The sequence below is a fragment of the Natrinema thermotolerans genome (assembly GCF_031165565.1).
Classification (GTDB): Archaea; Halobacteriota; Halobacteria; order Halobacteriales; family Natrialbaceae; genus Natrinema; species Natrinema thermotolerans.
In genome coordinates this window covers 744,582-771,546 of record NZ_CP101873.1, presented here as the reverse complement: position 1 = coordinate 771,546, position 26,965 = coordinate 744,582, and the positions used below count along the sequence as shown (strand labels likewise).

Genomic DNA, 26,965 nt, shown 5'->3' with positions numbered 1-26,965 from the left:
CGAGAGACAGCATTTATGGTAGTTGTATCTCAACGAGAGTTTGGTGTACTACTGAATGTCGACAGGGGTGCTCATCGTGGACGACTCTCATTTTATGCGGAACCTCTTGCGTCAGATTTTGGAACAGGATTACCGCATCCTCGGAGAGGCGTCCAACGGCGCTGAAGCCGTCAAACTGTACAAAGAACACGATCCCGACATCGTCATGATGGACATCGTGATGCCCAAATGCAACGGCATCAAGGCGACCGCGGCGATCAAGAAGATCGACCCGGACGCCCGCGTCATCATGTGTACGAGCGTCGGACAGCGTGAGAAAATGAAACTCGCCGTGAAAGCTGGGGCGGACGGCTACGTTACGAAACCGTTCGAAGAACCCAGCGTCAGAAAGGCCCTTTCGGACGTCGTCGCTGCATGACGCGAGTACTCGTTGTCGACGACTCGAAGTTCATGCGGACAGTCATCGGCAACGCGCTCGAGGAAGCCGGCTACGAGGTCGAACGGGCCGAAGACGGCGCGATCGGGGTCGAGCGCGCCGCCGCCGTCGATCCGGACGTCGTGACGATGGACGTCGAGATGCCCGGTATGGACGGGATCGACGCCGTCGAGCGAATCATGGCGTCGAACCCGACCCCGATTCTCATGCTCAGCGTCCACACGGAGGCGGGAACGACGGCCACGCTCGACGCGTTAGAGCGCGGGGCCGCGGACTTCCTCCACAAGCCCGACGGCTCGGGTTCGCGCAACATCGCACACCTCACCGACGAGGTCGTCGAAGCCGTCGACGACCTCGCCGCCGCGGAGGTATCCTCGATGGCACTGGCTCGAGCGGCCGCGACAGCCCACGCGACCCGCACTGGTCGGGCCGGCGCGGGCGAAACCACGACCGGCAACGCCGTCGCCGGCGGGAGTACGGAGACGCAGGTATCCGATCGCTCCGCAGTCGGCCCCGACGTCCCCAGCGTCGGTTCCGGGTCCGGGATCGACGAGGACACAGCGCCCGTGAGCGTCGACGGCGACACCGAGACCGCCCCGACGGTCGTCATCGGCGCGTCGACCGGCGGCCCGAAGCTCATCGAACGGCTGTTCGAGCGGCTCCCGGCCGCCCTCGAGGCGAAGGTCCTGGTGGTCCAGCACATGCCGCCGGGGTTTACCGAGCGGTTCGCCGAACGCCTCGACGCACGCAGCGAGTACGACGTCGCCGAGGCCGCGGACCGCGATCGACTGGCGCCCGGCGAAGCGGCCGTCGCCCCGGGCGGTGTCCACCTCGAGGTAGCGAGCAACGTCGGCGAACGGCTCCGCCTGCGACTCGACGACGGCGAACGGGTCCACGGCGTTCGGCCGTCGATCGACGTGACGATGGAAAGCGTCGCCGCCCGGGTCACCGACCCGCTCTGTGGCGTCGTCATGACCGGGATGGGCCGCGACGGCGCGGCCGGCATCGAAGCGATCGACGCCGCCGGCGGCCACACGATCGCACAGGACGAGGCGACGAGCCCGGTCTTTGGCATCCCCTGTCAGGCAATCGAAACTGGCTGCGTGGACACGGTCGCGCCCGCCGACGGCATCGCCGACGCGATCGTCGACGCGTTCACGACGGACGGTGAGAACGATGAGTGATTATCTGACGGACTTCGTGCAGGAGAGCGAAGAACGAATCACGGAGCTGAACAACGCCCTGTTGACCCTCGAGCGGGATCCGGACGACGAGGAGGCGATGGAGCAGATCTTCCGGATCGCGCACACGCTCAAGGGCAACTGCGGGGCGATGGGGCTGGAGTCGGCCAGCGATCTCGCACACGCGATCGAGGACCTGCTCGACGCCGTCCGCGGGGGCGACATCGAGGTGACGCCGGAGTTGATGGACGTCGTCTTCGAGGCCGTCGACGAACTCGAGACGATGATCGACGAAGTCGCCGCCGACGGCGAGATCGACACCGATCCGTCGGCGACGATCGACGCGGTTCGGGAGTACCTCGAGCGAGATACAGCCCGGCCCGGGCTCGCGTCGCCGACGCCCGAGGAGATCGACGAGATCTGTTCGCGGTTCGCACCCCCAACCGACGACGACCGGGACGTCTACCTCGCCCGTCTCGACATCGCCGAACGCGAGGGCGTCAACAACGGCAAACTGGTCGTCGACGCGCTGATCGACGCCTTCGAGCTGATGGGAACCGCCCCGTCTCGGGATCGAATCGAGGCCGACGAGTACGACCGCGGCTTCGACGCCGTCTTCGCGACCGCGGTCGGCGAGGCCGCGATCGCCTCCGGCCTCGAGCCCGTCGAGGAGGTCGACGATTTCGAGATCGTCGACGTCGACGACCGGTTCGAGGCCGCGCCGGCGGACGACCCCGGCGACGTCGCGGCCGAAGACATCTCCTCCGCCGACGCACAGGACCTCGAGGTCGACGAGTTGCTCGACGAGTTCGACGAGTTCGACAACCTAGACGAGATGGTCGAGGACGTCGAGGACGAGGAACTCGACGCCTTCGAGGACATGGGCGAGGCCGGGTCCTTCGACGACCTGCTCGACGAGGAGGATGTCGAGGAACTCGAGGCCGAACCGGGCCAACCGCCGGCCGAACACCGCGAGACGGACGCGGCGTCCGGCGGCGCCGATGCCGACACTGCGGCCGGTGGGTCGGCGGCCGACGACGGCGACGACGAGGTCGACGACGCCAGCGCGGTCTTCGACGAACTCAAAGACGAAGTCGAGATGGTCGGTTTCGACGAACTGCAGGACGAACTCGAGGAACTCGAGTTCGACGAGTTCGACGAGGACGAAGAAGTCGACATGGACGAACTCCTCGGCGAGGAGGCCGACGACGACGCGTTCCTCGAGGGCGAAGAGCCGACCGAGAGCGCCGTCGACGACATGCTCGTCGACGCGGAGACGGACCCGGCGGCCGATGAACTGGCGGCCGGCGAGTCGGAGGTCGATGGTTCCGCGGACGCCGAGGAGACGGCCGATACCGACGTGGTCGCTGCCCCCGCTTCCGACGACCGCGAGAGCGGGGCCGAAGGCGACGAGCCGGCGACCGACGCTCCCGAAACCGAACCGGCCGACGGGATCGAGGCGGACACGACGCCGGAGCCGGCCGACGAACCCGAAGCGACGCCCGATACTGCGGGCTCGCCGGCGTCGGACGAGGCCACCGCCGAGTCCACCGATACTGAAGCCGAGACGGCACTCGAGGAGTCGACGGAACCCGATGGCACGGCAGCGCCCGCCGCTGACGACGCCGACGATACCGAACCCGGGGCGGCGGAAACGGGCCGTCCCGCCGACGACCCGATCGTAGTCGACGACGCGCCTGCCGACGAGGCGGGCGTCTCGGACGCCGATACCGAGCCCGCGATCGATGACGCCACCGACGAGCGTGTCGCCGTCGACGCCGACGACGGAGCCCCGACAGATCTCGAGACGGAAACCGATGACGGGACCGACCTCGAGGAGGCCGATACCGCCACCGCTGGGGCCGATACCGTCGACGACGTCGAGGCCGACGACGGTGCCGAGACCCCTGCCGCCGACAGCAGTGTTGCCGACGCCGATATCGAAGCCGGCGCGGCCGACGACTCGTTCGGTACCGACGACGGCTTCGAACCGTCGGCGGGATTCGACGACGGCCTCGAGACGGCCGACGAGGATCCGTTCGGCGATGAGCCGATCGACGACGCTGCCGACTCGTTTAGTGCCGACGACGAGTTCGAGGTATCGGCCGACTCCGTCGACCTCGAGGACGGGGACGACGGGTTCGGCGGCTTCGATGACGACATCGACGACGGACTCGACGACGACGCGTTCGACGACACCGACGCGTTCGACGTCGATACCGACTTCGGATCGTCGACCGACGAGTCGGAATCCGGATCCGAATCGTCGTTCGGAGACGATGCCGACGACGACGAGGGCGACGATGTCGTCCGGACCGTCGAGGAACCCGAGTTCGAGATTCCGGACATCGAGATACCCGACACGGACGTCGAGCAGGACGCCGACGACGAGGCCGACGAGATCCAGTCGGTCCGGGTCGACGTCGAACAGGTCGACTCCCTGCTCAATCTCGTCGAGGGACTGGTGACCAGTCGCGTTCGCCTCCGGCACGCGGCCGAGGCCGACGACGACAACGACGCCCTCGAGACGGAACTCGACGCGCTGTCGGACCTGACGACCGACCTGCAGGAGACGGTGATGGACATCCGACTGGTCCCGCTGCGGACGGTCACGAACCGCCTGCCGCGGGTCGTCCGCGACATCGCCCGCGAACAGGACAAGGAGGTCGCCTTCGAGATGACCGGTGAGGACGTCGAACTCGACCGGAGTATCCTCGATCGCATCGGCGATCCGCTGATCCACCTGGTTCGCAACGCCGTCGACCACGGGGTCGAACCGCCCGCCGAGCGCGAGGCCGCCGACAAACCCACCGAGGGCAGCGTCGAAGTCCACGCCGACCGCGAGAGCGATCGCGTGACGATCACCGTCGAGGACGACGGCAGCGGGCTCGACCCCAATCGGCTCCGCGACGAAGCAGTCGAGGCGGGCGTCCTCGAGCCCGAAGTGGCCGCCGAACTTCCCGACGAGGACGCCTACGATCTCATCTTCCATCCCGGCCTCTCGACGGCCGATGAGGTGACCGACGTCAGCGGCCGTGGCGTCGGGATGGACGTCGTCAAGCGGACCGTCGAGGATCTCGAGGGGATGGTTTCGATCGACAGCGAGGCCGGCGAGGGAACGACGGTGACGATGGAACTGCCGGTGACGGTTGCGATCGACGAGATCCTCTTCGTCGAAAGCGGTGGCGAGGAGTTCGGCGTCCCGACCAAGGCGGTCCGGGACATCGAGCCCGCCACGGCGATCGAAACAACGGACGGCGAGTCGATCCTGCCCGGCGAGGACGGCGACTACCCCGTCGTCTCGTTGGCCGACATCCTCGAAACGCCGGCAGCCGGCGCGAACGGGAACGGCATGGTCGTCCGCATCCGCGACGACGTCCGCGAGGTCGCCCTGCACTGCGATCGGGTCAGCGGCCAACAGGAAGTCGTCGTCAAGCCCTTCGAAGGCTTCATGAGCGGCATTCCTGGGATCAGCGGCGCGACGGTTCGGGGACGGGGGGAGGTAGTCAACATTCTGGACGTGACGACACTATGAACGAACAACACCCAACCCTACGGAGGAATCCATGACGATGATGGTCGACATTCGAAAGCTGAGTTTCATAAACGAGATGGCGAAAGTCGGGACGAACGGCGTCGCCGACAACATGAGCAAACTGACCGGCGAGGACGCCCAGATGGAGGTGACCAAGACCAACTTCATCGACGTCGACGACATCGAGTCACAGCTCGACGCCGGGAAGCGCGTCGGCGTCCGGGTCCGACTGCTCGATCCCCCACACGGTCACATCCTCATCCTCTTCCCCGAGGCCAGCGCCAAGAAGATCACGGCGATCATGCTGCGTGACGTCGTCGACGACATGGGAGATGTTTCGGGCAAGATGGCCCGTAGTGCCGTCGAGGAGATGGGCAACATGATGGCCAGTGGCTTCATCGACGGCTGGGCTGACGTGCTGGGCCGCGCGATCGATATCGCCGCGCCACAGCTGGTCTACGCCCCGACGGGCGAGATCGTCACCCGGACTGCGAGTCTCGGCGGTGACGACCTCGCGCTGTTCTTCGACTCCGATCTGTCGGTCCCCAGCTACCAGATCGAGGCGGAGATCTACGCGTTCCCGGACTTGGAAGAGTTCGTGGAAATGGTCAACGGCATCGAAGTCCAACCCGCATGAAACTCGACGTCAACGCACTCGGCACGTTCTACCGGATGGCTCGAGAGGGTGCCGGGATCGCGGCCGGCCGACTGACCCACATGATGGGCGTCGAGACGCAGGTCGGCGTCACGAAACTCAACTTCATGCGCGGCCAGGAGATCCGGCGCGACTTCGAGGACTCGACCGAGAAGGTCGGCGTCCGCGTCAAACTCACCGGCGCGATCGAGGGCTACTCGGTCGTCGTCTTCGAGCGCGAGAGCGCGTTCCGAGTCGTCGAGACGCTGCTGGCCGAGGCCGGCCCCGACGCGGAGATCGAGGGCGACGCGGGCGAACCCGACGAGTTCGACGAGATGACCGAAAGCGCCGCGACGGAGGTCGGTCACATCATAAACAGCGGGTTCATCGACGGCTGGGCCGACGTCCTCGAGGCCGTCATCGACGTCTCGACACCCGAGTTCGTCGAAGGCGTCTCCGCGGAGCCGTTCTTCGGCGACATCGACGAAGCGCCGGGCGACGACGACCTCGCCTTGCTCTTCCAGAGCCGGATCGAGACCGTCGGCACCGAAGTCGGGTTCAACCACTACCTGTTCCCGAAACGGGAGTCGATGTCGAAGCTCTTAGAGCGGCTGCGCACCAGCGAGGGCATCGAGTACGACAAGTTAGACGGGTTCGATCGGATGGCCGAACGGGGCGCGGAGGAAGTCGCCGAAACCGCCACGACGCTGACCGGCATCGACACCAGCGTCGAGATCCGGCGGCTCAACTTCGTCTCGCTCGAGGCCATTCCGGAGCAGGTCGCCGAGGAGAAACTCGTCGGCGTCGCCTTCGAGTTCGACGGGATGCCAAGCGGCTATCTGCTCTTCCTGTTCGACGAGGAGTCGGCCCACGAGATCGTCGACGCGATGGTCCCGATGGAGGTCGACGAGGACGGCTTCGGCGAGATGGGGACCAGCGCGATCAAGGAACTGGGCAACATCATGGCCAGTGGCTTCCTCGACGGCTGGGCGAACGTCCTGGACACGACGATCGACCACTCGACCCCCGAGTTCATCCACGACATGGGTGCCGCGGCCGTCGACCCCGTCATCATCCAGCTCGGCGAGAACCAGGACTTCGCGTTCGTCTTCGACACGGTCGTCGTGGCCGACGGCCGCGAGTTCGACTGTGAAGTGTACGCAATCCCGGACGAATCGGACCTCGAGCGGGCGCTGAACAACTTGGACGTCGATCGGATCGAAGACGCCAAGACGACGGCCGAGTTCCAAGAAGTCGATACCACATGAAGACCTACGGCACCGAACCGGGCGCACCGACGCCGGTCCAGGTCGGCATCTCCGAACTCGTCGTCAGCGACGGCGACGACACGCTCAAGTCCTACGGGCTGGGCTCGTGTCTGGCGATCGCCCTGTACGACCCGCAATCGGCGATCGGCGGCTTGGCACACGTCATGTTGCCCGACGGCGACGCAGCCGACAACAGCGACCGCAAACCGGGTAAGTACGCCGACACGGCCATCCGGGCGCTACTGCGCCGAATGGTCGAACAGGGGGCCAACTACACCGCCGTCGAGGCCAAGATCGCCGGCGGCAGCGACATGTTCGAGTTCGAGAGCTTCGGCGACGGCGTCGGCCAGCGCAACATCGCCGCCGCGAAAGAGGAACTCGAGAAACTCGGCGTCCCCCTCGAGGCCGAAGACGTCGGCGGCGAACACGGCCGCACCGTCGAGTTCACCCCCGGGACGGGGAGCCTCGTCGTGAAGACCTCGGACGGCGACGACGAGAACGGAGTGACGGAACTGTGATCGGCGACGGTGCCGGCGAGATCGATCCCGAAGACCTGGATCTCCCGCTCGACGACACCGGCGGCGACGACGACGAGGAGACGTTCACGGAACTGCTGGCCTTCGTCGAGGAAGAACTCTCCTTCGCGACCAGCCACTACAACGATAGCTACCTCGATCGCCGCGTCTCCTCCCGGATGCGACGCACCCAGTGTGACACCTACGAGTCGTACTTCGAGTTGCTCCGGCAGGAGCCGGCCGAACAGGAGGCGCTGCTCGAGGCGCTGAGCATCAACGTCACGGGATTCTTTCGGAATCCGGACGTCTGGGAGGGGATCCGGACCGTCCTCCGACGACTCTCCGGAAACGGCCCGCTCCGGGTGTGGAGCGCCGCCTGTGCCGACGGGCGCGAACCCTACTCGCTGGCGATGCTCGCCCGCGACGATCCCGAGATCGACGAGTCGTCGGTCTACGTCCTCGGGACCGACATCTCGCGGCCGGCGCTCGAGACGGCCCGCGAGGGGGTCTACGAGGAGTCGCGGACGATCGATCTGGACGAGCAACTCTCCTTTCTCGACGACTACCAGCGGTACGTCGACGTCGACGGCCGGCGATACCGGATCGCCGACGACGTTCGGACGAACGTCCGCTTTCAGCGCCACGACCTGATCAACGACGAGCCGAAATCGGGGTTCGATCTCGTGGTCTGTCGGAACCTGTTCATCTACATCGACAACGCGTACAAGCGCTCCATGCTCGAGACCATCGGCCGCTCGCTCCGGTCGTCGGGCTATCTCGTCATCGGAAAGGCCGAAACCATCCCGCCGAACCTCCAGTCGGCCTTCGCCGTCCGCGAGGCCCGCCTCCGGATCTACCAGCGAGAGGAGCCGACCGCGACGGACCACTAGTCCGCTCGAACCCGACACCGAACCGTTCTCCCGCCTGCAGTCGACCGGACGTTACATGGCGGTCGACCGACTACTCCCGACGAATGCCACCCCTCGACATTCGCTCCTACACCGCTCGCGCCGAGGCACTGGTCGACGCCTCGCCGCCGACCACCCTGCGGGACACCCGCAGGTGGCTCGTCGAGCCCCTCCTCGAGACGCTCGGCTGGGACGTCCGGGCCGACTCGTGTCGTGCCGATCGGGACGTCGACGACGTTCACCTTGAGTACGTCCCGACCGTCGACTCGGTGCCGGCGCTGTTCGTCGCCGTCGAACCCGCGACCGACTCGCTGGACGGCAGTCGGGCGAACGCACTCAGACGGGCGATGGCCTGGACCGGCGTCGACCGGGCGATCTACACGAACGGTCGCGACTTCCTCCTGCTGGCGGGAACGTCCGATATCGACTACCGTACCGTCCGGCTCGCCGACCTCCCCGACGCGGAGTCGGTACTGGCCAACTACACGCGATCGACGCTCGGGAGCCGTCTCGAGCGCCACTCGCGGGAACTGGTCGCTAGACAGCTCGCCGTCGAGCGGCCCGTCCTCGTCGACTCGATCGTCGACCGGCTCACGGCGGCGACGACACAGGGCGAGGCCTACGCTCCCGAGTTCGAGGCCGCGGCCGAGCGCTTTCTCGACCAGCTCGTCGTCGCGTTCGCCGAGCAGCAGCCGGCTTCGGGCGACGGTCCGGCCGTCTCGGTCCGATTCAGCGAATCCGCAATCACCGACGACGGTCCGACTCGCGAGGGGACGGCCGAATCACCGACGGCAGCCGGCGACGCCGCGCTCGAGGCCGACGATCCGACCGAGAGCGAACGCGACGAGTCGGGAGACGGCTCTCCAGGCGAGGAGGCCGACACCGCAACTGACAGCCGTTCCGGCAAACCGGGCGACGAGGGTCGTGGGGACGGCGAGTACGTCGTCCGGTTTTTCAACGAGCGCGGGTCGATCGGCGCGATCGGCCACTCGACGTCGGACGGCGCGTTGGTCGAGGCCGCCGACTACCTCCTCGATCGCGGCCTCGCCGGGGTCGATCCGCCGTGGCGTCCCGACGGGAGCGACCGCACGGTCCTCAACGACGACCCCGTCGGGGCCGACGGCTCACCGATGGCGGCACCGAAACGACTCTCGAACGGTCTCGTACTCGAGACCGCCGGCAGCGTCTCCGAGCGGGCCACCCGCGTGAAATCACTGGCCGACCGCGCGGGGTTGCGGGCGATGCTCACCGGCGACTGGGACCGAGAAGCTCAGTAGTCGATCCGGCCCTCGAGGACGGTAACGACGACAGTTAGATCGTTCTCGGGCGGGTTACAGGTCCCCCCGATGTCATCGCTTAGTTCCCAGTCACCTCGGTCGAAGGTTCCGTTCCATGCGGTCTCGTACTCCGTTTCGGTTACGTTGATTGAAACCTTGTTAACATCTTCTCGGACGACCGTCTCGCGGTTGACGCTCGTCAGTTCGAAGCCGACGCGTCCGTCGGCCTGCACCGAACGGTCGTCGGGGTTTTGAATCGCGACGAGCGAGACGACTGCCCGATCGTGATCGGTATCACATCGCAGTCGCGGCCGCTCGCGGAAGACGCTCCCGCCGTCGTCGGCTCGGACGACACCACCGCCCTCGTAGGCGACCGTGTCCTCATCCAGACCGTACTCGAACCGGCCGAGGTCGAACTCGCCGCCGTCGTTAGTGTTCAATCCGTTGCCAATATATGTCCCGTCGATCGAGACGTTCACTCTCGTTCCGTCCGATCCCGTTCGAACGGTCCCCCCTCGAAGCGACAGTTCCCCCTCTCGTCCCGTTACCCCGTCGTACCGGAGGACGTCGTTGAAGTTGTCCGCCAGCGCCGCCATCGCCCGGTCCGCGGTCCGGACCTGTTCACCCTCCTGATAGTCGGTCATCGTCTGAAATCCGATCGTCGACAGCAGTGCGACGGAGCCGAGGATGATCGCAAAAACGAGGATAAACGCGAGGACGTCCGAAACTGCCCGGTCGTCGCTCGCGGGGTCGCCACCGGCTCGATCGTGACACCCCCGCATTAGCGGGCCTCCGTGATCGAAATGTTGTTCGACGATCCGTCGTACTGCAGCTCGATCTCACCGCCGCTGGCCGAACTGTTCTCGATGTCGGCGGTCGTCTCAACCGGCACGTAGGCGACCGTGTCGGCACTCGCCGCCGTCAGTCGCAGGCAATCGGTCTGCCCGTCGAGCAACGGTGCAGTACAGTTACGCCGTAGTTCGACGGTGTATCTGGAGTTCGCGACCGTCCGCGGGTGACTGGCCGTGACGGCTACCCGCTCGGCCCGCCCGTCGTCTCCGGTCGCGATCCGATCGACGTTGCCGATCTCGTTGGCGAGGCGCTCGCCGATCGTCTCGAGGCCAATATCGGCGCTGCGATCGGTTTCGGTCTCGAGCATGGTGCTTGCACTCGTGATCAACATGGCGACGAGGACGGTCGTAATCGCGATCGTCAGGACGTGTGTCAGTGCGATCGAGACGCCCCGATCGTCGTCCTCGAAGCCGCGGTTCATGATCGATCACCGTACAGGAAGACGCGATACGGTCGCTCGTAGGAGACGTCGCTCGAGTCGTAGGTGACGGTGACGTCGACGGCCCATGCGCGACCGGTGTAGTCGTAGCCGGATCCCAACGAGCCGTTGTCTTTGACAACGAGGTCGTACGTCCCTACCATATCGTTGTTGGTAGTTATGGAGAGAGTAGATGTCTCCGACGGATCGATCGTATTGAACGTGCAATCAGAACCTGTACTCACGTTGATTTCGCCGCTAACAACGTTGATACTTGCGTTCTCATTACCGACAGTACAACGGTTGTCTTCCCCATCTTTTATTATGAACTCTCCCCCAGTGTCATTGATCGTTATTTCCGTTCCTTGATTAGCGTCCTCAACCGTGATCTCGCCGCTGCCAGTAGCCTCTAGTTTGAACGCTAGGTGACCGACGTTAGTGGTATTCGGTAGAAGAGAACTAATAGACGATATCTGTTTATCAGTTTTGACGGACGCGGTTTGCGCTTTTTTATTGAATTCGACATCGACGACGACGGGTCGACTGTTAGCTGTCGTGTTCCGATATCGTTCCGAATAGCTTTCATTGATTGTACTCTCGAGAGTACTATTATAATCGTCATCGTCCCATCTGAGATTGCCGCGGTGAGCGACCCCCCCAATCCCTTGCTCGATGTCGTGTTCGACCATGGCAGCGTCGCTTCCGCTCCGGCCGGAGTCGCCCGACGAAAGCGTCTCGGTGAGCAACACGCTGTTGACCACGACGACGAGCCCGAGAATGATGAACGCGAGCGTGATCGCACCGATCAGGATCAACTGGGCTCGGTCGCGCCCGTGATCATCCCGAACATCACCGTTTGATTGCAGACGACGACTTACCATACGATCACCCGTACCTCGACGACGTTGTAGATCGGATTGTTATCCCCGTTTTTGGCGGATGGGATCGGATAGTTCTCAGCTTCGGAGAGGTTGATCCCCTCGTCTCTACTACCCGGTGCCGTCAGCTCGTCATCGTCGTACAGCGTGACGGTCCGGCTCGCCGTGATCGCGCTTTCCGGCGGCGATCCCTGGTTGACCATCGTAACGTTGTCCGTCGTGCTGCCGTTCTGATAGACGAGTTCGACGTTGTAGTACGAACCGGTCTCCGTGTACCGGTCAGACAGGATCTGTCCGAGGACGAACGCCTCGCGGTTGAACGACTGCGCACCGTAGGTATCGCCCGAATCCGTCGCGTTCGCTCCGTGGAAGCGCTCTTCGGAGTCGTTCCAGTACCGAATCATATACGAGAGCGTCCCGTTCTCGCCCTGTCCCTGTCCCTGGGCGGCGATGGTCAGCGCGTCCATCGTCTCCTGTTGCACTTGCGATTGGACCGTCCGATCGGCCGCGCCGCCGGTCGTCGGCGTGATCACGATCGACTGCAGCGCGAACAGCACTGCCATCAACACGACCATCGAACCGATGAATCCCTCGAGCGTGTAGGCCTGCCCGCGGTCACCGCCCCCGGTCCGTTTGATCCCACTCATGTTACCACACCCTCACGACGAGTCGACATGCCGGCCGACACTCGTCGGGATAGTTCGCGAGCGTGACGATCCGTGCAGAACTCGCCGCCGGCTGTCCGGTGTAGTCGTCCCCCGCCGTCAGACCGGTGTCGATATCCGAACTGCCGTTGAGACGTTCGATAGTTACGTTAACCCGATCGTAGACGAGGTCTTCGTCGCTGCTCGCCCGAAGCCCCACCTGTTTGGTCAGGTTCTCCTTGCCCTGATAACTGGTAAAATTGATCTCGTTTCCCTCACCTGTGGCTGTATCGTTGACGATCCGGTCTGCGATCCGATCGGCCTGTGCCGTCTCTGCACCGCCGACCGACGAGTCAAAGGGGGTCACGACTGACGGCAGAAACATAAAGACGAACGCGATCGCCAGCAGGAAGATCCCGATCCCGACGGCGAAGTCCTGCGTCGTCTGGCCCCGTTCGCGCTCGACCGCTGCCCGACTCGAGGTGGCCAGCAGCTCTCGTCCGTCCGTTCGATCCCGGCATCGATCGTGCGTTCCGTTCCCGGTCATGTTAGGCCACCAGCGTCCAGCCGATGAGTGCGACTGCGGACAGTCCGACCGCGTACTTCAGGCCGCTCAGTAGGTCCGCATCCCGGATGTAGCCACAGATAAAGCCGGAGATGATCGCCTGCAGGGTCACCGCGTGGAAGAACAACACCGACAGCATGTTGACGTCGATGTTCTCGCTCAGGTTCGCGCCCTGCATCGCGCCACCACCACCACCGCCACCGCCACCGCCACCGCCACCGCTTCCGCCGGTCTCGAGCCCAGCCATCGTATCGATGAACTGGGTCTTGAGGATCGCGATCACCGCAAGCACCGTCATGAACGTCATGATGATGATCACGATCTGCATGCGGGTGCGGGACTTGCGCTCGCGTTCGATGTCGTCGTGGTTCTCACTGGCGGTGGCGGCCGTCCGAAGGACGTCCGAAATCTGGTTCGACGCCTCCTGGGCTTCGGTGATCAGCCGCGTCGTCCGGGCCAGCCGCGGAATGTGGTACTTGTTGTTGAACTCGATGAGCGCCTCCGTCAGGCTCATCCCGTAGTTGACCTTCGTGTGCATCATCTCGAACTCGCGGGCCAGCTTGCCGCTCGTGGTGTCCGAGACGGCCTTGAGCGATTCCAGCAGCGTCAGCCCCGTGTCGTTGGAACTCGAGAGCTTTCGAAGGTCCTCCGAGAGTTTGTTGACGACGGCGTTTCGGTGCCGGACGTTCCACTCCCGGAAAATCGAGAGCGGCAGCGCCGTGATATACAGCGGTACGTAGAGATAGATGAACGTCCCCCAGATCGGGGCCTCGAGCATCTCGTCCCACGAGGTCGGGGCCGATCCGTTTACAAGCGCCGTGACGACGATGACGAGCGCAAGCGGGAGGGTCAGTACGAGAGTGACCAGCGGATGGTCCCGGAAGAAGATGTGGGGTTGACGCAGGACTTCGATCGTCTCGTGGGTCCCCTCGCGGTTCTTGATCCGGTCGAAGACGCTGTGTCGACCGGTGAACTGCTCGACGAGGCCGAGACTCAGCAGGCCGCCCTCCTGTCCCGTTTCGGTCCGCTGGTCGGTGTTGCCCATTGTGAGATAGCCGTCGCCGGGTTCGTCGTGTTTGACCGTCGAAACCAGAACCATGAACCCGACACCGATCATCGGAATGAGGCCGTAGACGACCATATACAGCATCTGATCCGAGACGTCGGCGTTCGGGATCATCTGCATGATCACCATGATGATGATCAGCAGCAGCGGGAACAGCGACAGCGTCATGTACATCTCCCCGAACAGCTCGAGCGTCTCGAGGGTCAGTTCCTGTTCCTGCTTTGCGGTCCGCATGTGCTTTTCCTTCTTGTCCTCGAGGAAGCTCTCCATGTCACCGCCGCTGTTGACGATCGAGAGCATGTCGGTCAAAAACTGCGAGAGGTCGTCGCTCGGCGTCTCGAGTGCTTGCTTGCGGATCGCCGTCCGGTAGTCGATATCGAAGTACTCGGTCTCCTTGACGATGCTCTGGAACTCACGGGCGACCTCGCCGTAGGTGTCGTCGGCCTCGGCCATCGCCTCGATGATCTCGAGCTGGTTCAGGCCGCCGACCGAGAGGGCGTACATAAAGGAAATCGAGTCGGTCAACAGCATGTTGATCTCGCGTTTCCGGCTCGAGGCCCGCGAGTAGGGGATCGCGACCATCGAGCCGAACCCGAACGCGAAGCCGATCGAGCCGAAAAGGAGACCGGCGAAAAAGATGACGGCGGGAATTCGGAGGAGGTTGATGATGTCGAGCAGGAGGCCGGTCCCGACAGGGATCCCGATCAGCGGTTCGTTCGCGATGAATCCGAGCGCGACCAGGCCGTAGCCGATCATCAGGCCGATCAGCCAGAGGCTCAGCCCACTGATGAATCCGATACCGAGCGCCCGGGAGAGGTAGAGTTCGACCGTGTCGGTCATCCGGGCCTGTGCGAGTTTCGTCTCGATGTCCGCGACGAACTCGCTTTCCTCGCCGAACAGCCAGTCGTAGAGCGGATAGAACCGATCACCGAGGGCGTCGGAACCCGCCGACATCCCCGTCCCGCCACTGTCGTCCCGTTGGAGGCTCATGTGTCACCGTCCTCGTTCGCGTCGTCGGCGTCGAAGATGCCGGTATCGTCGTTGCCCGATTCGTCTTCTTCATCCCTGAAGATCGAGTCGTCGCCCCCGCCGTCGAAGAGCGAGCCGTCGCTATCGTCGTCGTCGTCGGCCTCGTCGCTGAAGATCGAATCCGACCCACCGCCGAAGATCGAGTCCTCGTCCGTCGCGGAGTCGTCACCCCCGGCAGACCGGTCGGTCGGCGTCGATCCGTCCGTTGACGACGCCGTCTCGTCCGGCGACTCGAGTGCTTCGTCGACGCCGGAGCCAGTGTTGGGCCCGTCGTCCACATCCGTGGCAGTCGAGCCGGAAGCGGTTTGGTCTCCGTCGTCGGTATCGGTCCCGTCCGGCGGGTCAGAACCGCTTTCGTCGATCTCGATCGTCGGCGGTTCGACCGCCGTTGCGTCCGCGGACTCGTCGTCCGTAGTCGCAGGCTCGTCGTCGCTCCCCGCATCGACGGCATCGGTCGCTGACGTCCCGTCGCTCTCCCCCTCGTCATCCGACGAGGGCTCGCTGAGGTCGATCGTCGGCGGCTCCGGCTCCGACGGTGACGCCTCGTCGGCTTCGGCCCCGCCTGACTGTGTGGGCGTCTCGTTCGAGGCCGTCCCTTCCGCGGCCGGTTCGCGACCGTCGTCCGTCGACTCCGTGGCCGTTGGATCGGCCGGCGAACGGTCGGCCGTCCCGTCCGGGCCCGCGTCGCTCGAGGGGGGTGTCGATGCGGCGGACGCGGTGTCGCTTTCGGGGACGTCCGAGAGATCGTCGATCTGTGCGTTGCCCTCACGGCGTTCACCGTCGTCCGATTCCGGATCGAAGATCGAGTCGAGATCGTCCTCGGGGAACATCGAATCGAAGCCGGAGGTGTCGGGTCGGCCCGCGGGGGTCCCGTCCTCGACGGCCGGTCGGCCGGAGCCGGTCGGCTCTCCGAGTTCGTCGATCGTCTCACCCATGTCGTCGAATAAACCGCCCAGATCGCCGTCTCCAGCGTCTTCGGTGGGCATCACCGTCGAGTCGTCGGCTTCTCCCCCCGCTATCGCGCTGTCGGCATCGGCAGACTGGCTCGCGGTTCGGGAGCGATCCGGTCCGGTGTCCGCGGTCGACGCCTCGGTGTCGGCCCCGGCAGCGACCGACGAGTTCCCGCTCGAGGGGGTACTGTCATCGGCCGTCTCCAACTCGTCCGTACTCGGCCCGGGTTCGGCGGCTTCACCGGTATCGGAAGCCGGATCCGCAGCGGCTCCGGCCGCGTCGGCCTCGACACTGTCGCCGCCGGTCGCGGTTCCGCCGTCGTCGCCCCCGATCGCAAAGCCGGTGTCTTCGCTGAGCCACGCCGGCTCGTCGGCGGTCCCGTCGTTACCCTCGACGGCGAATTCCGTGTCGCTGTCACCGAGTTCCCACTCCGAGTCATCGACGCCTTCGTCGACGTCGCCTGCGAACTCGAACTCCTCGCTGTCGGCTCGGTCGACCTCGATCGTGCTTTCCTCCTCGACGTCGCCGAGCGCGCTCGCGAGCCCACTCGGCACTTCGCCACGGTACTCCTCGAACACCGACTCTTCGGCCCGTTCGAGGATGTCCATCGAGAGGTTGTACGTCTCGTCGGTCGCCTCCGGCCGGGGGACCAGTTCCTCTTTCTCCGGGTCGACGTCGATCAGGACGCTCTCCATCTCGCGGAGGTCCTCGAGACTGTCCTCGAGTTGCCCGTTCGCGATGAGCGTGAGGATAGTGTCGGGATCGTTGATGAAGGCCTGGACGGTCGCGGCGACCTGTGCGTACGTGTTCAGTCCGTTTTTGATGAGATAGGCGAGGATGATCTCACGTTTGAACAGTTCCTCCTCGAGCTTTTCAGTACTCCACCCGCGGTCGAACTGGATCTCCTCTAAGGTGTTCGAGTCCCCCATTTTGAGGAACTCGTCGGTTTCGGCTTGCCACTGGTAGACGTCCTGAACGTTGATCTCGTCGTGTTCGGCCTCGTAGTGGTTGATCTCGGTCAGGGACTTGTTCCGGCGGACCTTCCGGCCCTGTACTCGGGTCTGTGTCTGGATCGAGACCAGGTCCAGGGCGGTGAACATCGTCTTCGAGACGTTGATCGGGTCCGTCGTGAACCGCTTGAGGACTTCGTCGACGGAGTCGGCGTGGAAGGTCGTGTACGTGGTGTGACCGGTCGACATGACCTGGAACAGCGTTCGACCCTCCTCACCGCGGATCTCACCCATGACGATGTAGTCGGGGCGCTGTCGGAGCGCGGCCTCCAGCAGGTCGAACTCGTCGACGTCGCCCTGCTCGTCGTCGGCGAACGAGGGGCGGGTCACGCTGGCGATCCAGTTGCGCTGTGGCAGTTCGACCTCGCGGGTGTCCTCGATGGAGACGATCTTGGCGCTGCTGGGGATAAACAGCGAGACGGCGTTCAGCGAGGTGGTCTTCCCCGAGGCAGTACCGCCGGCGAAGATCAGGCTCTTGTGGTTCTCGATGGCCAGCCAGAGGAAGGCCATCTCGTCGAGCGAGAAGGTGTTCCAGTTGATGAGGTCGATCGGCGTGAAGGGGACGTCCTTGAACTGGCGGATGGTGTAGTTCGTCCCGTGGTCGGACACCTCTTTGCCGAGGGTCAACTGGGCGCGCGAGCCGTCGGGCAAGGTCGCGTCGACCTGTGGGAGTCGCTTACTGATGCCTTTCCCGGAGCGCTGTGCCAGTTTGACGACGAAATCGTCGAGTTCGTCCTTCCCGTGATAGATGTTCGAGATGATCTGTTCGTACTCGGAGTGGTAGACGAACACCGGCGAGTTGTAGCCGTCGACGGAGATGTCCTCGACGTTGATGTCGTGTTTGATCCCGTCGATCCGTTCGTAGCCGATGAAGTCGCGTTTGAGCAGGTACAGTAGCTTCTCGACCTGATACTCGCTTAGCGTGTCCGGATCGTCGGCCAGAATCGCCGGCTCCGGTCGGACCTCGATCCCCTGTAGCTGCGAGGGCCCGTCGTCCTCGCTTTCCGCTGCTTCGTCCTCGTCGTCGAGCAGCCCCTGTAGCGTCTCGAGGATGCTCTTTGCCGTCTCGTCCGACGTGGCCTCGAAGAGATCATAGCGCTTGAGCAGCCGCCGGGTCTCGTCCTCGATAACCGTGCGCCGGCCGTCCTCGGTCGCTTTCTCCTTGATCCCGTCCTCGGAGTACTTGATGGCCGTCCTGAGCTTGCCCGAGAGGAACTCCTTGAGTTCCGTCTCGATCTCGTTCTGGTAGGGTTCGACCATGTAGTACTTCTTCTCGTTTTCCTTCTCCGAATGGAAGATGACGACGAAGGCGTAGGGTTTGTTGACCCAGTAGCGCTCGACCTCGCGGAAGTGGGTCTTCTTCTCGAATGGAACCGCTTTCTCGAGGTCGTACCGGTTCGAGACGGTCGTGTTGCCCGCCGCCGTCGAGAAGAACTCGTCTTCGTCGATCTCGTCTTGGATGTTGACGGTCCGTTCCTCGACGATGTCGTCGAGTTCCAAGGCGGCGTCGTTGCCCGCCGCGAGCCGGTTCTCGAGGGTCTCGGGATCGAAACCGAGTGCCTCCTCCCGGTCGTGCCGGACGATCTCACCGTCGGAATCCCGCGGCCGGCTGCCGTCGTCCTCGTAGTAGTATTCCCACTTGTAGTGTTCCCACGTCCAGGTATCCTTGACGACCGGTGTCGTCTCGGGGTTGGCGTACTCCCAGTAGGCGTCCCAGATCGCCTCGCCGTTGTCCCCCGCGGTCGGCAGGACCGTCTCGTCGAGGTCGTCGGGGTGGTGGCCGAGGTATTCCTCGGGGTCGAACTCGACGTCGTTCCAGTCGTCCCCGCTCGGGACGACCGATCTCACGTCCTCGTCGGTGTCGAGCCCGAGCTGGTCGTCACCCTCGGGTTCGTCCGGGTACAGGTCGGCGACTTCGTCCCCGTGCCCGTGTTCTTCCATGAACGCTTCCCACGTGTACTCGCCGACACGGACACGCGAGTCCCGTTCCGACGGCTCGTCCTCCGACGCAGGGTCGGACGCCTCCCCCTCAGAAAAGTCCCCGACGTCCGATTGGTCGGCCTCGTCAATAGCCATTGCCCCTACACGAACGCTCACCCCTCAAAAAATTCATCCGCCCATTACCAGTTCTGATAATCCACTGTCCCGCCGTTTTCTATCGATTACGGCTCGCTCGAGGAGGATTTAGGTTCCGTTATTGACAGGCTTGCTGCCGGGGGAAAACGACGATCGCCGCCTGGCCGCGCGAAAAGCTTGACGTGGGTACCCACGAAACGGGGGACCGATGAGCGAACTCTTCGATCTCGAGGGACGAGTCGCAGTGGTAACGGGCGGCGGCCGTGGTATCGGCCGCGCGATCGCAGTCGAACTGGCGAACGCGGGCGCGGCAGTGGTCCCGAGCGCCCGATCGACGGACGAGATCGAGACCGTGGCAGCGGACATCGAGGACGCTGGTGGTGACGCCCTCGCCGTCCCCGCGGACGTGACCGACTCCGATGCCGTCGGCGACGTGATCGACCGAGCCGCCGCCGAGTTCGGCGGCGTCGACGTCGTCGTCAACAACGCCGGCTTCAATCCCGACGATGCGCTGGGCCGGCCCGAAGACGTCGAGACCGAGAGCCTCGATCGGGTGTTAGACGTCAACCTGAACGGGGCCTACGAGGTCACCCACGCCGCCGCTGACCACCTCCTTGCAAGCGACGGCGGCTCGGTAATCAATGTCGCCAGCGTCGGCGGGTTGGTCGGCCTGCCGCGCCAACACCCCTACGTCGCCTCGAAGCACGGACTGGTCGGACTGACCAAGAGCATGTCGCTGGACTGGGCTCCCGAGGTCCGGGTCAACGCCGTCGCACCGGGCTACGTCTCGACGGAACTGACCGCGGACCTCGAGGAGAACGATCGGCTCCGCCAGTCGATCATCGACCGCACACCGCTGGATCGGTTCGCCGATCCCGAGGAGATCGCCGGCCCGGTCGTCTTTCTCGCGAGCGATGCCGCCAGCTACGTGACCGGCTCCGTCCTCGCGGCCGACGGCGGCTGGACGGCTCGATAACTCCCCGCTCCCGCCGTTCGGACCGATCGTAAGGCCGATACCCTGCTCTCGAGCCGATCACGTTCGGCCCCCGAAATCTTTCATCAAAAATCACGGGGGTAGTTGTGATCGCGTGGGTGTTCTCCAAACCCTTAGCCGTCGATCGGGGGTATCCCAACTATGCGCTACAATGACAGTGACCAAGCACGCGAGGTCGCATCGCGTGCCAACGACTTGATGGAGGAGGTCGTCCTGCCGATCGAACGCGAACGAGCCGGGGGGATGGCCGTCTCGAGCGGTACCATCGCGGAACTCCGCGAGGCCGCCCGCGAGTACGACGTCTACGCACCACAGATCCCCGAGGAGTACGGCGGCATGGGGCTTTCCTTCCGCGACTCGCTCCCGGCCTTCGAAGAAGCGGGTCGGAGTCTGCTCGGCCAGATCGCGATGCGGGTCGACGCTCCCGACGAGGGGAACATGCACCTACTCGAACTGGCCGGCGACGAGTTACAGAAAGAGACCTACCTCGAGCCGCTCGTCCAGGGAGAGATCAAGTCCGGCTTCTCGATGACCGAGCCGATGCAGGGTGCGGGCTCGGACCCGAAGATGATCCAGACGACCGCCGAAAAAGACGGCGACGAGTGGGTCATCGACGGCCACAAGTGGTGGACGACGCAGGGGGTAGAGGCCGACGTGCTGATCGTCCTCGCCCGAACCGACCCCGAGGCTCACCCCTACGAGGCCTGTTCGCTCTTTCTCGTTCCCGCCGACGCCGACGGCGTCGAGGTCATCCGCGACGTCCCACACATGGGCGGCGGCAATCACGGCACGTCCCACGCCGAGATCCGATACAAGAACGTCCGCGTTCCCGAGGAACACCTGCTGGGCGAACTGAACGAGGGCTTTACCCACGCACAGGAACGGCTCGGTCCCGCCCGACTCACGCACTGTATGCGCTACTCCGGGATGGCCCAGCGATCGCTGGACATCGCGAAGGCCTACATCAGCGAACGACGCGGCTTCGACTCGTCGCTGTCGGACAAGCAGTCGCTCCGACACCGGATCGCCGACGCCGAGACGAAACTCCACATGGCTCGGACCGGCATCCGCGACGCCGCCGACCGGATCGCCGCCGGCGACGAGGCCCGTATCCCCGTCTCCATGTGCAAGGTCTTCTCGGCCAACGTCACCCAAGACGCCATCGACCTCGCGGTACAGTGTTGCGGTGCCAACGGCATCGGGAAGGACCTCCCGCTGTCGGACTTCTATGAATCCGTCCGCCAGTTCCGCATCGTCGACGGTGCCGACGAAGTCCACCGCCGGGTCATCGCTCGCGCCGCCTTCGAGGACGTCCCCGAGGAGGAACTCGAGCCGCTGACCCGCTTTGGCGATCCGAACCGGGAACGAAGCGCCGACCACTGACAGGCCGTTCGCTGCGCCGCTTTTCGTCCGACCCCCGTCGGACCCCGCTTGCCGCCCTCTCGAGTGGCACGATCGGCTAGGGACGGACTCGTTGGTCACGGGCCGAATCCCTCCCGTGTCGTCGCCTCGAGAGTCGGCCGTCGAGGTGCGACTGGCGATCGATTTCGACCGGGATCGCCTCGAGGACGTGAACGGCAGGCGTGGCGGTTCACTCCCTGTTCGCTGTATGGGCGTGGCGGGATTCGAACCACGCGAACGGCTCGCTTCGCTCGCCGTTCTCTCATTCGAATCCCGTGCCCGTCCGCTCCTCACGTCCGTTCGTCGCAGGACGGGCGTGGCGGGATTCGAACCCACGATCAGAAGGTTAGGAACCTCCTGCCCTGTCCGCTAGGCCACACGCCCCGGCGGAAAAAGAACGTTAGTTGGTCTCCGTCTCGGTTCCAGACTCAGTGGTCGTCTCGTCCTCGGTGGTGACGGGCTCGGTGTCGACGAACTCCTCGTCGTCGGTGGTCTCGCCCTCACTGACGGTGCCGCCCTCGCGCATTTCTTCGAGTTCCGATTCGACCTTTTCGCGGCCCTTCTGGAACTCACCCATCGCCTCGCCGGTCGATCGCGCGAGCTTCGGGATCTTATTCGCCCCGAAGAGCAAGACCGCGATGACGAGGATGATGGCGAGTTCCGGAGGCCCCATGCCGCCGGGGATGAACAGCGGTGTGATTTCGGCTACCATCTCTATGCGTAGCTTACCCGCTGGCAATTATAACCTTTTTGGAGCACTAAGGTAAGCATGCGGGCGCGACAGTCCGTCTGAGCGCACAGTTCGGAATTTCCACTCGAGCCGGGCCGGCCGACGCCGCCCCAACTTCCGTCGCCGACCGCGACGGGGCCTCGCTCGGATCGATCCACGTCCCGTCCGGGAGCGAAACTGTCTTTCCGGTTTGTACGTAACGATTACAACGATGGCAGCAACCGGAGACGCCGCACCCGACTTCACTGCACCGCTCGCAAACGGCGACATCGAAGAGTTCACGCTCTCTGAGCGCCTCGAGGACGAGGCACCGATCGTCCTCGCCTTCTTCCCCGGCGCGTTCACCGGTGTCTGTACCACCGAGATGTGTACGTTCCAGGACCGACTGGCCGCGTTCAACGGCCTCGACGCCGCCGTCTACGGCGTCAGCCGCGACTCGCCGTTTACCCTGAACGAGTTCCGCGAGCAGAACGGCCTCGAGTTCGGCCTCATCAGCGACTACAACAAGGAGATCGTCGACGAGTACGATCTCTCGATGGACTTCGCCGACCTGGGCGTCCACGGCGTCGCCAAGCGGTCGGTATTCGTCGTCGACGGCGACGGACAGATCGCCTACTCGTGGGTCAGTGACGACCCCGGCGTCGAGCCCGACTACGACGAGGTCGAGGCCGCCGTCGAGGACCTGTCGTAACGAACCCGAGACCGTCGCAGGGCTTTTTTAGTCAGCAACCGAGGAGTACGTATGAGTGATTCTGCCGCCGCCGAGGAGCCCTACCATGTCTACACCCCCGACGACGACCACCACTTTCCCGACGAGAAACTGAACCGCGTCCTCGAGTTCGTCGAGACCGACGAGGAAATCGAGGCCTATCTCGAGGCCCAAAACATCAATGCGGTCGATCGGATGCGGTACAACGATCACGGCACCAAACACATCGAGATCGTCCGTAACCGGGCGCTGTGTCTCTACGACCTGCTCAAGGCCGGCGACGTCGACTTCAACGGCGCGCGCCAGCAAGGGCTCGCCGAGGAAGACGAGGCGGTCATCATCGCGCTGGCGGCGACCTTACACGACGTGGGCCACGTCGTCCACCGCGATAGCCACGCCTACTACTCGATCCCGCTGGCCGCCGACATCTTGGAACGGATCCTCCCGGAGTTCTACGACGCCGCCGACCGCGTCCGGATGAAAGGCGAGATCCTCCACGCGATCCTCTGTCACCACACCGCCGAGACGCCCCTGACGACCGAGGCCGGCGTCATCCGCGTCGCCGACGCGCTGGACATGGAAAGCGGCCGCTCGCGGATCCCCTACGAGTCCGGCGGGCGCGGCATCAACACCCTCTCGAGCCAGGCGATCAAGCGCGTCTCGCTCCAGCCCGGCGACACCACGCCCGTGATGGTCGAGATCGCGATGACCAACGCCGCCGGCGTCTACCAGGTCGACAACCTCCTCAAGGCGAAACTCGAGGACTCGGGGCTCGAGGAGGAGATCCGCATCGTCGCGGTCAACACGAACGAAAACCACGAGCGGCTGGTCGAGCGGATCGAACTCTAGAACCCACCTTTTGCGCTGCGGGCGCGGCTTCGCCGCGCCCTCGGCAAAAGCTGGACCAAAAGCACTCCTCCTTCCGTTCCGACCCGCTACGCGGGTCTCCACATCAGTCGTCGGCCCGCTCGCGCCTTCGGGGCTCGCGGTGAGTAACGGGCAAAGGCCTGCCCTTCCCCGGGTCGCGAGGTCCTCGCAACGCTCGGACCTCGCTTCCGGCCGTTCGCACTCGTCAGAGAGTGTTCCGTCCTCAGGCGAGTTTGTACCGACCGTCCCGTCGCTCGAGGTAGCCCCGATCCCGGAGGGTCCCCGTGATCGAGAGGACGGTCCCTTTCGTGACGGCGAGGTCGTCACAGAGGTCGTCCGCGGTCGCACCGCCGGTCGCGGCGAGATACAGGTAGACCAGTTTGGCGCGGGCGGAGTCGAGATCGGTCGGAAGCGATACGTCCGGTGTCGTCGTCGCTGCTCGTGTCATACTGAATCCTGTATTTTTCGACGATAATAAATGTCGTCTACAACGATTGTCGAAACTGCGACGACGAGCGGCCGCCACTACTGTCGATATAGCATACGTCGATGGTCGAAAGTATGTTCAGACCGACTGACGGGGTCGCGATCGCGCGATCTCGAGTGTAGGCGATCGTCGTAGTGGTGTGTAGTGGTAGCGGGTGACGAAGTCACCGCGGCCGCTGAAGACGGACGGACTGCTTTTGTGGCCGGGTTCGCGAGTAATAGGAGATGTCGACCCAGCTTACCGCCCTCGCACTGCTGACCGGGCTGGTGACCGGTGCGCTGTTCCGATTTCTCAACGTCCCGATTCCGGCGCCGCCGGAACTCCCCGGTATCATGGGGATCATCGGGATCTACCTCGGCTACAGGGTGGTCGAACGCGCCGGCGTCGGCGTCGACCTGCTCGAAGTGCTGGGGCTGTAGCGGTTCGACCGAGCGGCGGGGGACCGCGGCGTCAGGCCGTTGATTCGGTACTGAGGACGAACCGCATGAGTACCCAAAGCACTAGAAGAAACGCCGCGGGCGAGAACACGACCGCTACGAACAGTAGCGGGCCGGCAAGGACGGAGCCGCCGAGGAAGGCCGCGGCGACGCCGAGCAGCGAAACAGTTCCCATACGTCGCCATTAGTCGGGACAGCAATAAACGGTTCTACTCGAGGCGGCGGCCGGATTACGCGGCGAAAACGGCGACGGCGCGGTCAGTAGCTGCGCTCTTTCGGCTCGTAGGTCTTGTTCTCGCCCTCGAGGATCACGGGGCGATAGAAGATCGACGGCGAGCCGTCGTCCCACGAGATCAGCGTGTGCTTGAGCCACTCCTCGTCCTTGCGTTCCTGGTGTTCCTTGCGCCAGTGAGCGCCGCGGAACTCGTCGCGCACCAGGGCGCCGAGCGCGATCGTCTCGGCGACGTCGATCAGGTTGCGCGTCTCGATGGTCTGCTGGAGGTCCGTGTTGAACGTCCGCGACGGGTCGTCGACGTAGACGTCCTGATACTCCTCGCGGCATTCACGGATGATCTCGAGGGCCTTCTTGACGCCCTCCTCGGTCCGGAAGACGTTGACGTAGTCGGTCATCGCCTGCTGGAGCTTCGCGCGGATCTCGGCGTGCTGGACGCCGTCGTCCTTGTCCATCAGGGTGTCAACGTGTTCGCGGGCGGTTTCGACCTTTCGCTGGAGGACACCCTCGGCGTCGGTGGCCATCCCGCCGTCGGCGGCGACGCTCCCGCTGGTCTCGAGCCCCGCTTTGCCGGGTGCGACCGGCAGTTCGGTGTCGGTCTCGTCCTCGACGTCGTCGCCGTAGCCGGTCCGGATCTCGGGCTCGCCGAGGTCCTCGCCGGCGGCGTGTTGGCCGGCGCGCTTGCCGAAGACGATCAGTTCCGGCAGGGCGTTGCCGCCGAGTCGGTTGCCGCCGTGGACGGAGACACAGGCACACTCGCCGGCCGCGTAGAGGCCGTCGACGCAGGTCTGGCCGTTCTCGTCGACCTCGATGCCACCCATGGCATAGTGCTGGCCGGGCTTGACCGGCATCGGCTCGACGAGTCCGTCGACGCCCTCGAAGTCCTCCGCGAGGTGCAGGATGTTCTCGAGGCGGTCCATGATGCGCTCTTCCCCGAGGTGGCGCATGTCGAGGTGGACGTACTCGTCGTCGACGCCCCGTCCCTCGCCGACCTCGGTGAGTTCGGCGCGGGCAACGACGTCGCGGCTGGCGAGTTCGCCGGAGTTGTTCGCGTAGCCGTACTCGAACATGAACCGCTCGCCCTCGCTGTTGTAGAGGATACCGCCTTCCCCGCGGACCCCCTCGGAGATCAGGACCCCCGTCGAGGGCAGCGAGGTCGGGTGGAACTGGATGAACTCCATGTCCTCGAGCGGCGCGCCGGCACGGTAGGCCATCGCGTGGCCGTCGCCGGTACAGGAGACGGCGTTGGTGGTGTGGTCGAAGGCCTGGCCGGGGCCGCCGGTCGCGAGGACGACGCCGTTGTTCGCCTTGAACCCTTCAATGTTGCCCGACTGGACGTCGTAGGCGACGACGCCGTGACACTCGCGGTCGTTGGGGTCGTCCTCGTCGGTCGTCGCCAGGTCCATGACGTACCACTCGTCGTAGACCTGGATGCCGCGTTTGACGACCTGTTCGTACATCGTATGCAGCAGGTGATGGCCCGTCTCGGCCCCGGCGTAGGTGGTCCGTGGGTAAGAGAGGCCACCGAACGGGCGCTGGGAGACGGTGCCGTCGTCCTCGCGGGAGAACGGCATCCCCCAGTGTTCGAGGTTGATGGTCTCCTCGGGGGCGTTCTGGGCGAGGGTCTCGACCGCCGGCGCGTCGCCGAGGTAGTCCGAGCCCTTCATCGTGTCGTAGGCGTGGAGTTCCCAGTCGTCGCCCTCCTGAAGCGCCGCGTTGATGCCGCCCTCCGCCGCGCCGGTGTGGCTACGGACGGGGTGGAGCTTCGTGACCATCGCCACGTCGGCTCCCGCTTCGTTCGCTGCGATCGCGGCCCGGAGGCCGGCGCCGCCGGCGCCGACCACGATGACGTCGTGTTCGTACAT

General features: G+C 64.6%; 25 protein-coding genes and 1 tRNA gene. 14 read left to right on the top strand and 12 right to left on the bottom strand.

Going from position 1 to position 26,965, the window contains the following annotated elements; genetic code table 11:
- The first annotated feature begins 55 nt into the window (after positions 1–55).
- The 8 genes from cheY (at position 56) to NP511_RS03975 (ending at position 9,754) form a co-directional block, all read left to right on the top strand.
- Complete coding sequence (gene cheY, locus NP511_RS04010) at positions 56–418, top strand: chemotaxis protein CheY (protein WP_006181855.1); 363 nt, start codon at positions 56–58, stop codon at positions 416–418.
- Positions 415–1,620: a chemotaxis-specific protein-glutamate methyltransferase CheB gene (gene cheB / locus NP511_RS04005; protein WP_049964506.1), complete on the top strand. Its 1,206-nt coding sequence runs from the start codon at positions 415–417 to the stop codon at positions 1,618–1,620. Before cheY ends, cheB begins: the two co-directional genes overlap by 4 nt.
- A complete protein-coding gene (locus NP511_RS04000) occupies positions 1,613–5,152 on the top strand; it encodes an Hpt domain-containing protein (protein ID WP_049964505.1) in 3,540 nt (1,179 codons plus the stop codon). Before cheB ends, NP511_RS04000 begins: the two co-directional genes overlap by 8 nt.
- A gap of 31 nt (positions 5,153–5,183) precedes the next feature.
- Positions 5,184–5,789, top strand: a complete 606-nt coding sequence (locus tag NP511_RS03995; RefSeq protein ID WP_006181852.1) for a chemotaxis protein CheC — start codon at positions 5,184–5,186, stop codon at positions 5,787–5,789.
- The gene (locus NP511_RS03990; RefSeq protein WP_049964504.1) at positions 5,786–7,054 is read left to right on the top strand and encodes a chemotaxis protein CheC; all 1,269 of its coding nucleotides are present in this window, start codon (positions 5,786–5,788) and stop codon (positions 7,052–7,054) included. Before NP511_RS03995 ends, NP511_RS03990 begins: the two co-directional genes overlap by 4 nt.
- Entirely contained in the window at positions 7,051–7,572 is a 522-nt protein-coding gene (locus tag NP511_RS03985) for a chemotaxis protein CheD (protein WP_049964503.1), read from the top strand. The genes NP511_RS03990 and NP511_RS03985 overlap by 4 nt, the downstream gene beginning before the upstream one ends.
- On the top strand, positions 7,569–8,459 hold the full coding sequence (locus NP511_RS03980) for a CheR family methyltransferase (RefSeq protein ID WP_049964502.1): 891 nt from the start codon (positions 7,569–7,571) through the stop codon (positions 8,457–8,459). The genes NP511_RS03985 and NP511_RS03980 overlap by 4 nt, the downstream gene beginning before the upstream one ends.
- A gap of 83 nt (positions 8,460–8,542) precedes the next feature.
- Positions 8,543–9,754 (top strand): hypothetical protein, encoded by a 1,212-nt coding sequence (locus NP511_RS03975; protein WP_049964501.1) that lies wholly within the window; start codon positions 8,543–8,545, stop codon positions 9,752–9,754.
- On the opposite strand, the gene NP511_RS03970 is transcribed toward NP511_RS03975, so the two are convergent.
- Genes NP511_RS03970 through NP511_RS03960 form a run of 3 tightly spaced genes read right to left on the bottom strand, consistent with a single transcriptional unit; the run spans position 9,748 to position 11,188 of the window.
- Positions 9,748–10,536 (bottom strand): DUF7289 family protein, encoded by a 789-nt coding sequence (locus NP511_RS03970; protein ID WP_049964500.1) that lies wholly within the window; start codon positions 10,534–10,536, stop codon positions 9,748–9,750. The genes NP511_RS03975 and NP511_RS03970 overlap by 7 nt on opposite strands.
- Positions 10,536–11,027: a DUF7266 family protein gene (locus NP511_RS03965; RefSeq protein ID WP_006649012.1), complete on the bottom strand. Its 492-nt coding sequence runs from the start codon at positions 11,025–11,027 to the stop codon at positions 10,536–10,538. The genes NP511_RS03970 and NP511_RS03965 overlap by 1 nt, the downstream gene beginning before the upstream one ends.
- A complete protein-coding gene (locus NP511_RS03960) occupies positions 11,024–11,188 on the bottom strand; it encodes a hypothetical protein (RefSeq protein ID WP_233274301.1) in 165 nt (54 codons plus the stop codon). The genes NP511_RS03965 and NP511_RS03960 overlap by 4 nt, the downstream gene beginning before the upstream one ends.
- 480 nt (positions 11,189–11,668) lie before the next feature.
- Here NP511_RS03960 and NP511_RS03955 point away from each other — a divergent pair, with 480 nt between their 5' ends.
- Complete coding sequence (locus NP511_RS03955; RefSeq protein WP_233274300.1) at positions 11,669–11,884, top strand: hypothetical protein; 216 nt, start codon at positions 11,669–11,671, stop codon at positions 11,882–11,884.
- Positions 11,885–11,898: 14 nt separating this feature from the next.
- Here the strand turns inward: NP511_RS03955 and NP511_RS03950 are convergent, their stop codons facing one another.
- The 4 genes from NP511_RS03950 to NP511_RS03935 are packed head-to-tail and all read right to left on the bottom strand — an operon-like array spanning position 11,899 to position 19,243.
- On the bottom strand, positions 11,899–12,549 hold the full coding sequence (locus tag NP511_RS03950; protein WP_049964498.1) for a DUF7288 family protein: 651 nt from the start codon (positions 12,547–12,549) through the stop codon (positions 11,899–11,901).
- Between the two features lies 1 nt (position 12,550).
- Entirely contained in the window at positions 12,551–13,093 is a 543-nt protein-coding gene (locus tag NP511_RS03945; RefSeq protein ID WP_049964497.1) for a DUF7287 family protein, read from the bottom strand.
- A 1-nt stretch (position 13,094) separates the two neighbouring features.
- Positions 13,095–15,167 (bottom strand): type II secretion system F family protein, encoded by a 2,073-nt coding sequence (locus NP511_RS03940; RefSeq protein ID WP_049964496.1) that lies wholly within the window; start codon positions 15,165–15,167, stop codon positions 13,095–13,097.
- Positions 15,164–19,243, bottom strand: a complete 4,080-nt coding sequence (locus NP511_RS03935) for an ATPase, T2SS/T4P/T4SS family (protein ID WP_049964495.1) — start codon at positions 19,241–19,243, stop codon at positions 15,164–15,166. The genes NP511_RS03940 and NP511_RS03935 overlap by 4 nt, the downstream gene beginning before the upstream one ends.
- 208 nt (positions 19,244–19,451) lie before the next feature.
- Here NP511_RS03935 and NP511_RS03930 point away from each other — a divergent pair, with 208 nt between their 5' ends.
- On the top strand, positions 19,452–20,219 hold the full coding sequence (locus tag NP511_RS03930) for an SDR family NAD(P)-dependent oxidoreductase (RefSeq protein ID WP_049964494.1): 768 nt from the start codon (positions 19,452–19,454) through the stop codon (positions 20,217–20,219).
- Between the two features lie 159 nt (positions 20,220–20,378).
- Complete coding sequence (locus tag NP511_RS03925) at positions 20,379–21,620, top strand: acyl-CoA dehydrogenase family protein (RefSeq protein WP_049964493.1); 1,242 nt, start codon at positions 20,379–20,381, stop codon at positions 21,618–21,620.
- Between the two features lie 329 nt (positions 21,621–21,949).
- Here the strand turns inward: NP511_RS03925 and NP511_RS03920 are convergent.
- Both NP511_RS03920 and NP511_RS03915 read right to left on the bottom strand, forming a co-directional pair.
- A tRNA-Arg gene (locus tag NP511_RS03920) sits at positions 21,950–22,022 on the bottom strand.
- Between the two features lie 16 nt (positions 22,023–22,038).
- Positions 22,039–22,350, bottom strand: coding sequence for a Sec-independent protein translocase subunit TatA/TatB (locus tag NP511_RS03915; RefSeq protein WP_049964492.1), 312 nt, complete (start codon positions 22,348–22,350; stop codon positions 22,039–22,041).
- 229 nt (positions 22,351–22,579) lie between these two features.
- On the opposite strand from NP511_RS03915, the gene NP511_RS03910 reads away from it, so the two are divergent.
- On the top strand, positions 22,580–23,059 hold the full coding sequence (locus NP511_RS03910; RefSeq protein WP_049964491.1) for a redoxin domain-containing protein: 480 nt from the start codon (positions 22,580–22,582) through the stop codon (positions 23,057–23,059).
- Between the two features lie 51 nt (positions 23,060–23,110).
- Positions 23,111–23,926, top strand: a complete 816-nt coding sequence (locus NP511_RS03905) for an HD domain-containing protein (RefSeq protein WP_049964490.1) — start codon at positions 23,111–23,113, stop codon at positions 23,924–23,926.
- 241 nt (positions 23,927–24,167) lie between these two features.
- Here NP511_RS03905 and NP511_RS03900 read toward each other — a convergent pair whose 3' ends face one another.
- Positions 24,168–24,392 carry a helix-turn-helix domain-containing protein gene (locus tag NP511_RS03900; RefSeq protein WP_049964489.1) on the bottom strand — a complete coding sequence of 75 codons (225 nt, stop codon included), beginning with the start codon at positions 24,390–24,392 and terminating at the stop codon, positions 24,168–24,170.
- 263 nt (positions 24,393–24,655) lie between these two features.
- On the opposite strand from NP511_RS03900, the gene NP511_RS03895 reads away from it, so the two are divergent.
- Complete coding sequence (locus tag NP511_RS03895) at positions 24,656–24,850, top strand: XapX domain-containing protein (protein WP_049964488.1); 195 nt, start codon at positions 24,656–24,658, stop codon at positions 24,848–24,850.
- Positions 24,851–24,881: 31 nt separating this feature from the next.
- On the opposite strand, the gene NP511_RS03890 is transcribed toward NP511_RS03895, so the two are convergent.
- Both NP511_RS03890 and NP511_RS03885 read right to left on the bottom strand, forming a co-directional pair.
- Entirely contained in the window at positions 24,882–25,043 is a 162-nt protein-coding gene (locus tag NP511_RS03890) for a hypothetical protein (protein ID WP_158413748.1), read from the bottom strand.
- Positions 25,044–25,126: 83 nt separating this feature from the next.
- Positions 25,127–26,965, bottom strand: coding sequence for an FAD-binding protein (locus NP511_RS03885; RefSeq protein WP_049964487.1), 1,839 nt, complete (start codon positions 26,963–26,965; stop codon positions 25,127–25,129).

What these genes read in the sequence shown, in the direction of transcription:
- NP511_RS03960 (WP_233274301.1), bottom strand. Translation starts at nt 11,188, where the DNA reads ATGGTAGGGACGTACGACCTCGTTGTCAAAGACAACGGCTCGTTGGGA.
- NP511_RS03915 (WP_049964492.1), bottom strand. Translation starts at nt 22,350, where the DNA reads ATGGTAGCCGAAATCACACCGCTGTTCATCCCCGGCGGCATGGGGCCT.
- NP511_RS03940 (WP_049964496.1), bottom strand. Translation starts at nt 15,167, where the DNA reads ATGAGCCTCCAACGGGACGACAGTGGCGGGACGGGGATGTCGGCGGGT.
- NP511_RS03925 (WP_049964493.1), top strand. Translation starts at nt 20,379, where the DNA reads ATGCGCTACAATGACAGTGACCAAGCACGCGAGGTCGCATCGCGTGCC.
- NP511_RS03990 (WP_049964504.1), top strand. Translation starts at nt 5,786, where the DNA reads ATGAAACTCGACGTCAACGCACTCGGCACGTTCTACCGGATGGCTCGA.
- NP511_RS03905 (WP_049964490.1), top strand. Translation starts at nt 23,111, where the DNA reads ATGAGTGATTCTGCCGCCGCCGAGGAGCCCTACCATGTCTACACCCCC.
- NP511_RS03945 (WP_049964497.1), bottom strand. Translation starts at nt 13,093, where the DNA reads ATGACCGGGAACGGAACGCACGATCGATGCCGGGATCGAACGGACGGA.
- NP511_RS03975 (WP_049964501.1), top strand. Translation starts at nt 8,543, where the DNA reads ATGCCACCCCTCGACATTCGCTCCTACACCGCTCGCGCCGAGGCACTG.
- NP511_RS03935 (WP_049964495.1), bottom strand. Translation starts at nt 19,243, where the DNA reads ATGGCTATTGACGAGGCCGACCAATCGGACGTCGGGGACTTTTCTGAG.
- NP511_RS03970 (WP_049964500.1), bottom strand. Translation starts at nt 10,536, where the DNA reads ATGCGGGGGTGTCACGATCGAGCCGGTGGCGACCCCGCGAGCGACGAC.
- NP511_RS03885 (WP_049964487.1), bottom strand. Translation starts at nt 26,965, where the DNA reads ATGTACGAACACGACGTCATCGTGGTCGGCGCCGGCGGCGCCGGCCTC.
- NP511_RS03995 (WP_006181852.1), top strand. Translation starts at nt 5,184, where the DNA reads ATGACGATGATGGTCGACATTCGAAAGCTGAGTTTCATAAACGAGATG.
- NP511_RS03895 (WP_049964488.1), top strand. Translation starts at nt 24,656, where the DNA reads ATGTCGACCCAGCTTACCGCCCTCGCACTGCTGACCGGGCTGGTGACC.
- cheY (WP_006181855.1), top strand. Translation starts at nt 56, where the DNA reads ATGTCGACAGGGGTGCTCATCGTGGACGACTCTCATTTTATGCGGAAC.
- NP511_RS03985 (WP_049964503.1), top strand. Translation starts at nt 7,051, where the DNA reads ATGAAGACCTACGGCACCGAACCGGGCGCACCGACGCCGGTCCAGGTC.
- NP511_RS03890 (WP_158413748.1), bottom strand. Translation starts at nt 25,043, where the DNA reads ATGGGAACTGTTTCGCTGCTCGGCGTCGCCGCGGCCTTCCTCGGCGGC.
- NP511_RS03900 (WP_049964489.1), bottom strand. Translation starts at nt 24,392, where the DNA reads ATGACACGAGCAGCGACGACGACACCGGACGTATCGCTTCCGACCGAT.
- cheB (WP_049964506.1), top strand. Translation starts at nt 415, where the DNA reads ATGACGCGAGTACTCGTTGTCGACGACTCGAAGTTCATGCGGACAGTC.
- NP511_RS04000 (WP_049964505.1), top strand. Translation starts at nt 1,613, where the DNA reads ATGAGTGATTATCTGACGGACTTCGTGCAGGAGAGCGAAGAACGAATC.
- NP511_RS03910 (WP_049964491.1), top strand. Translation starts at nt 22,580, where the DNA reads ATGGCAGCAACCGGAGACGCCGCACCCGACTTCACTGCACCGCTCGCA.
- NP511_RS03930 (WP_049964494.1), top strand. Translation starts at nt 19,452, where the DNA reads ATGAGCGAACTCTTCGATCTCGAGGGACGAGTCGCAGTGGTAACGGGC.
- NP511_RS03965 (WP_006649012.1), bottom strand. Translation starts at nt 11,027, where the DNA reads ATGAACCGCGGCTTCGAGGACGACGATCGGGGCGTCTCGATCGCACTG.
- NP511_RS03950 (WP_049964498.1), bottom strand. Translation starts at nt 12,549, where the DNA reads ATGAGTGGGATCAAACGGACCGGGGGCGGTGACCGCGGGCAGGCCTAC.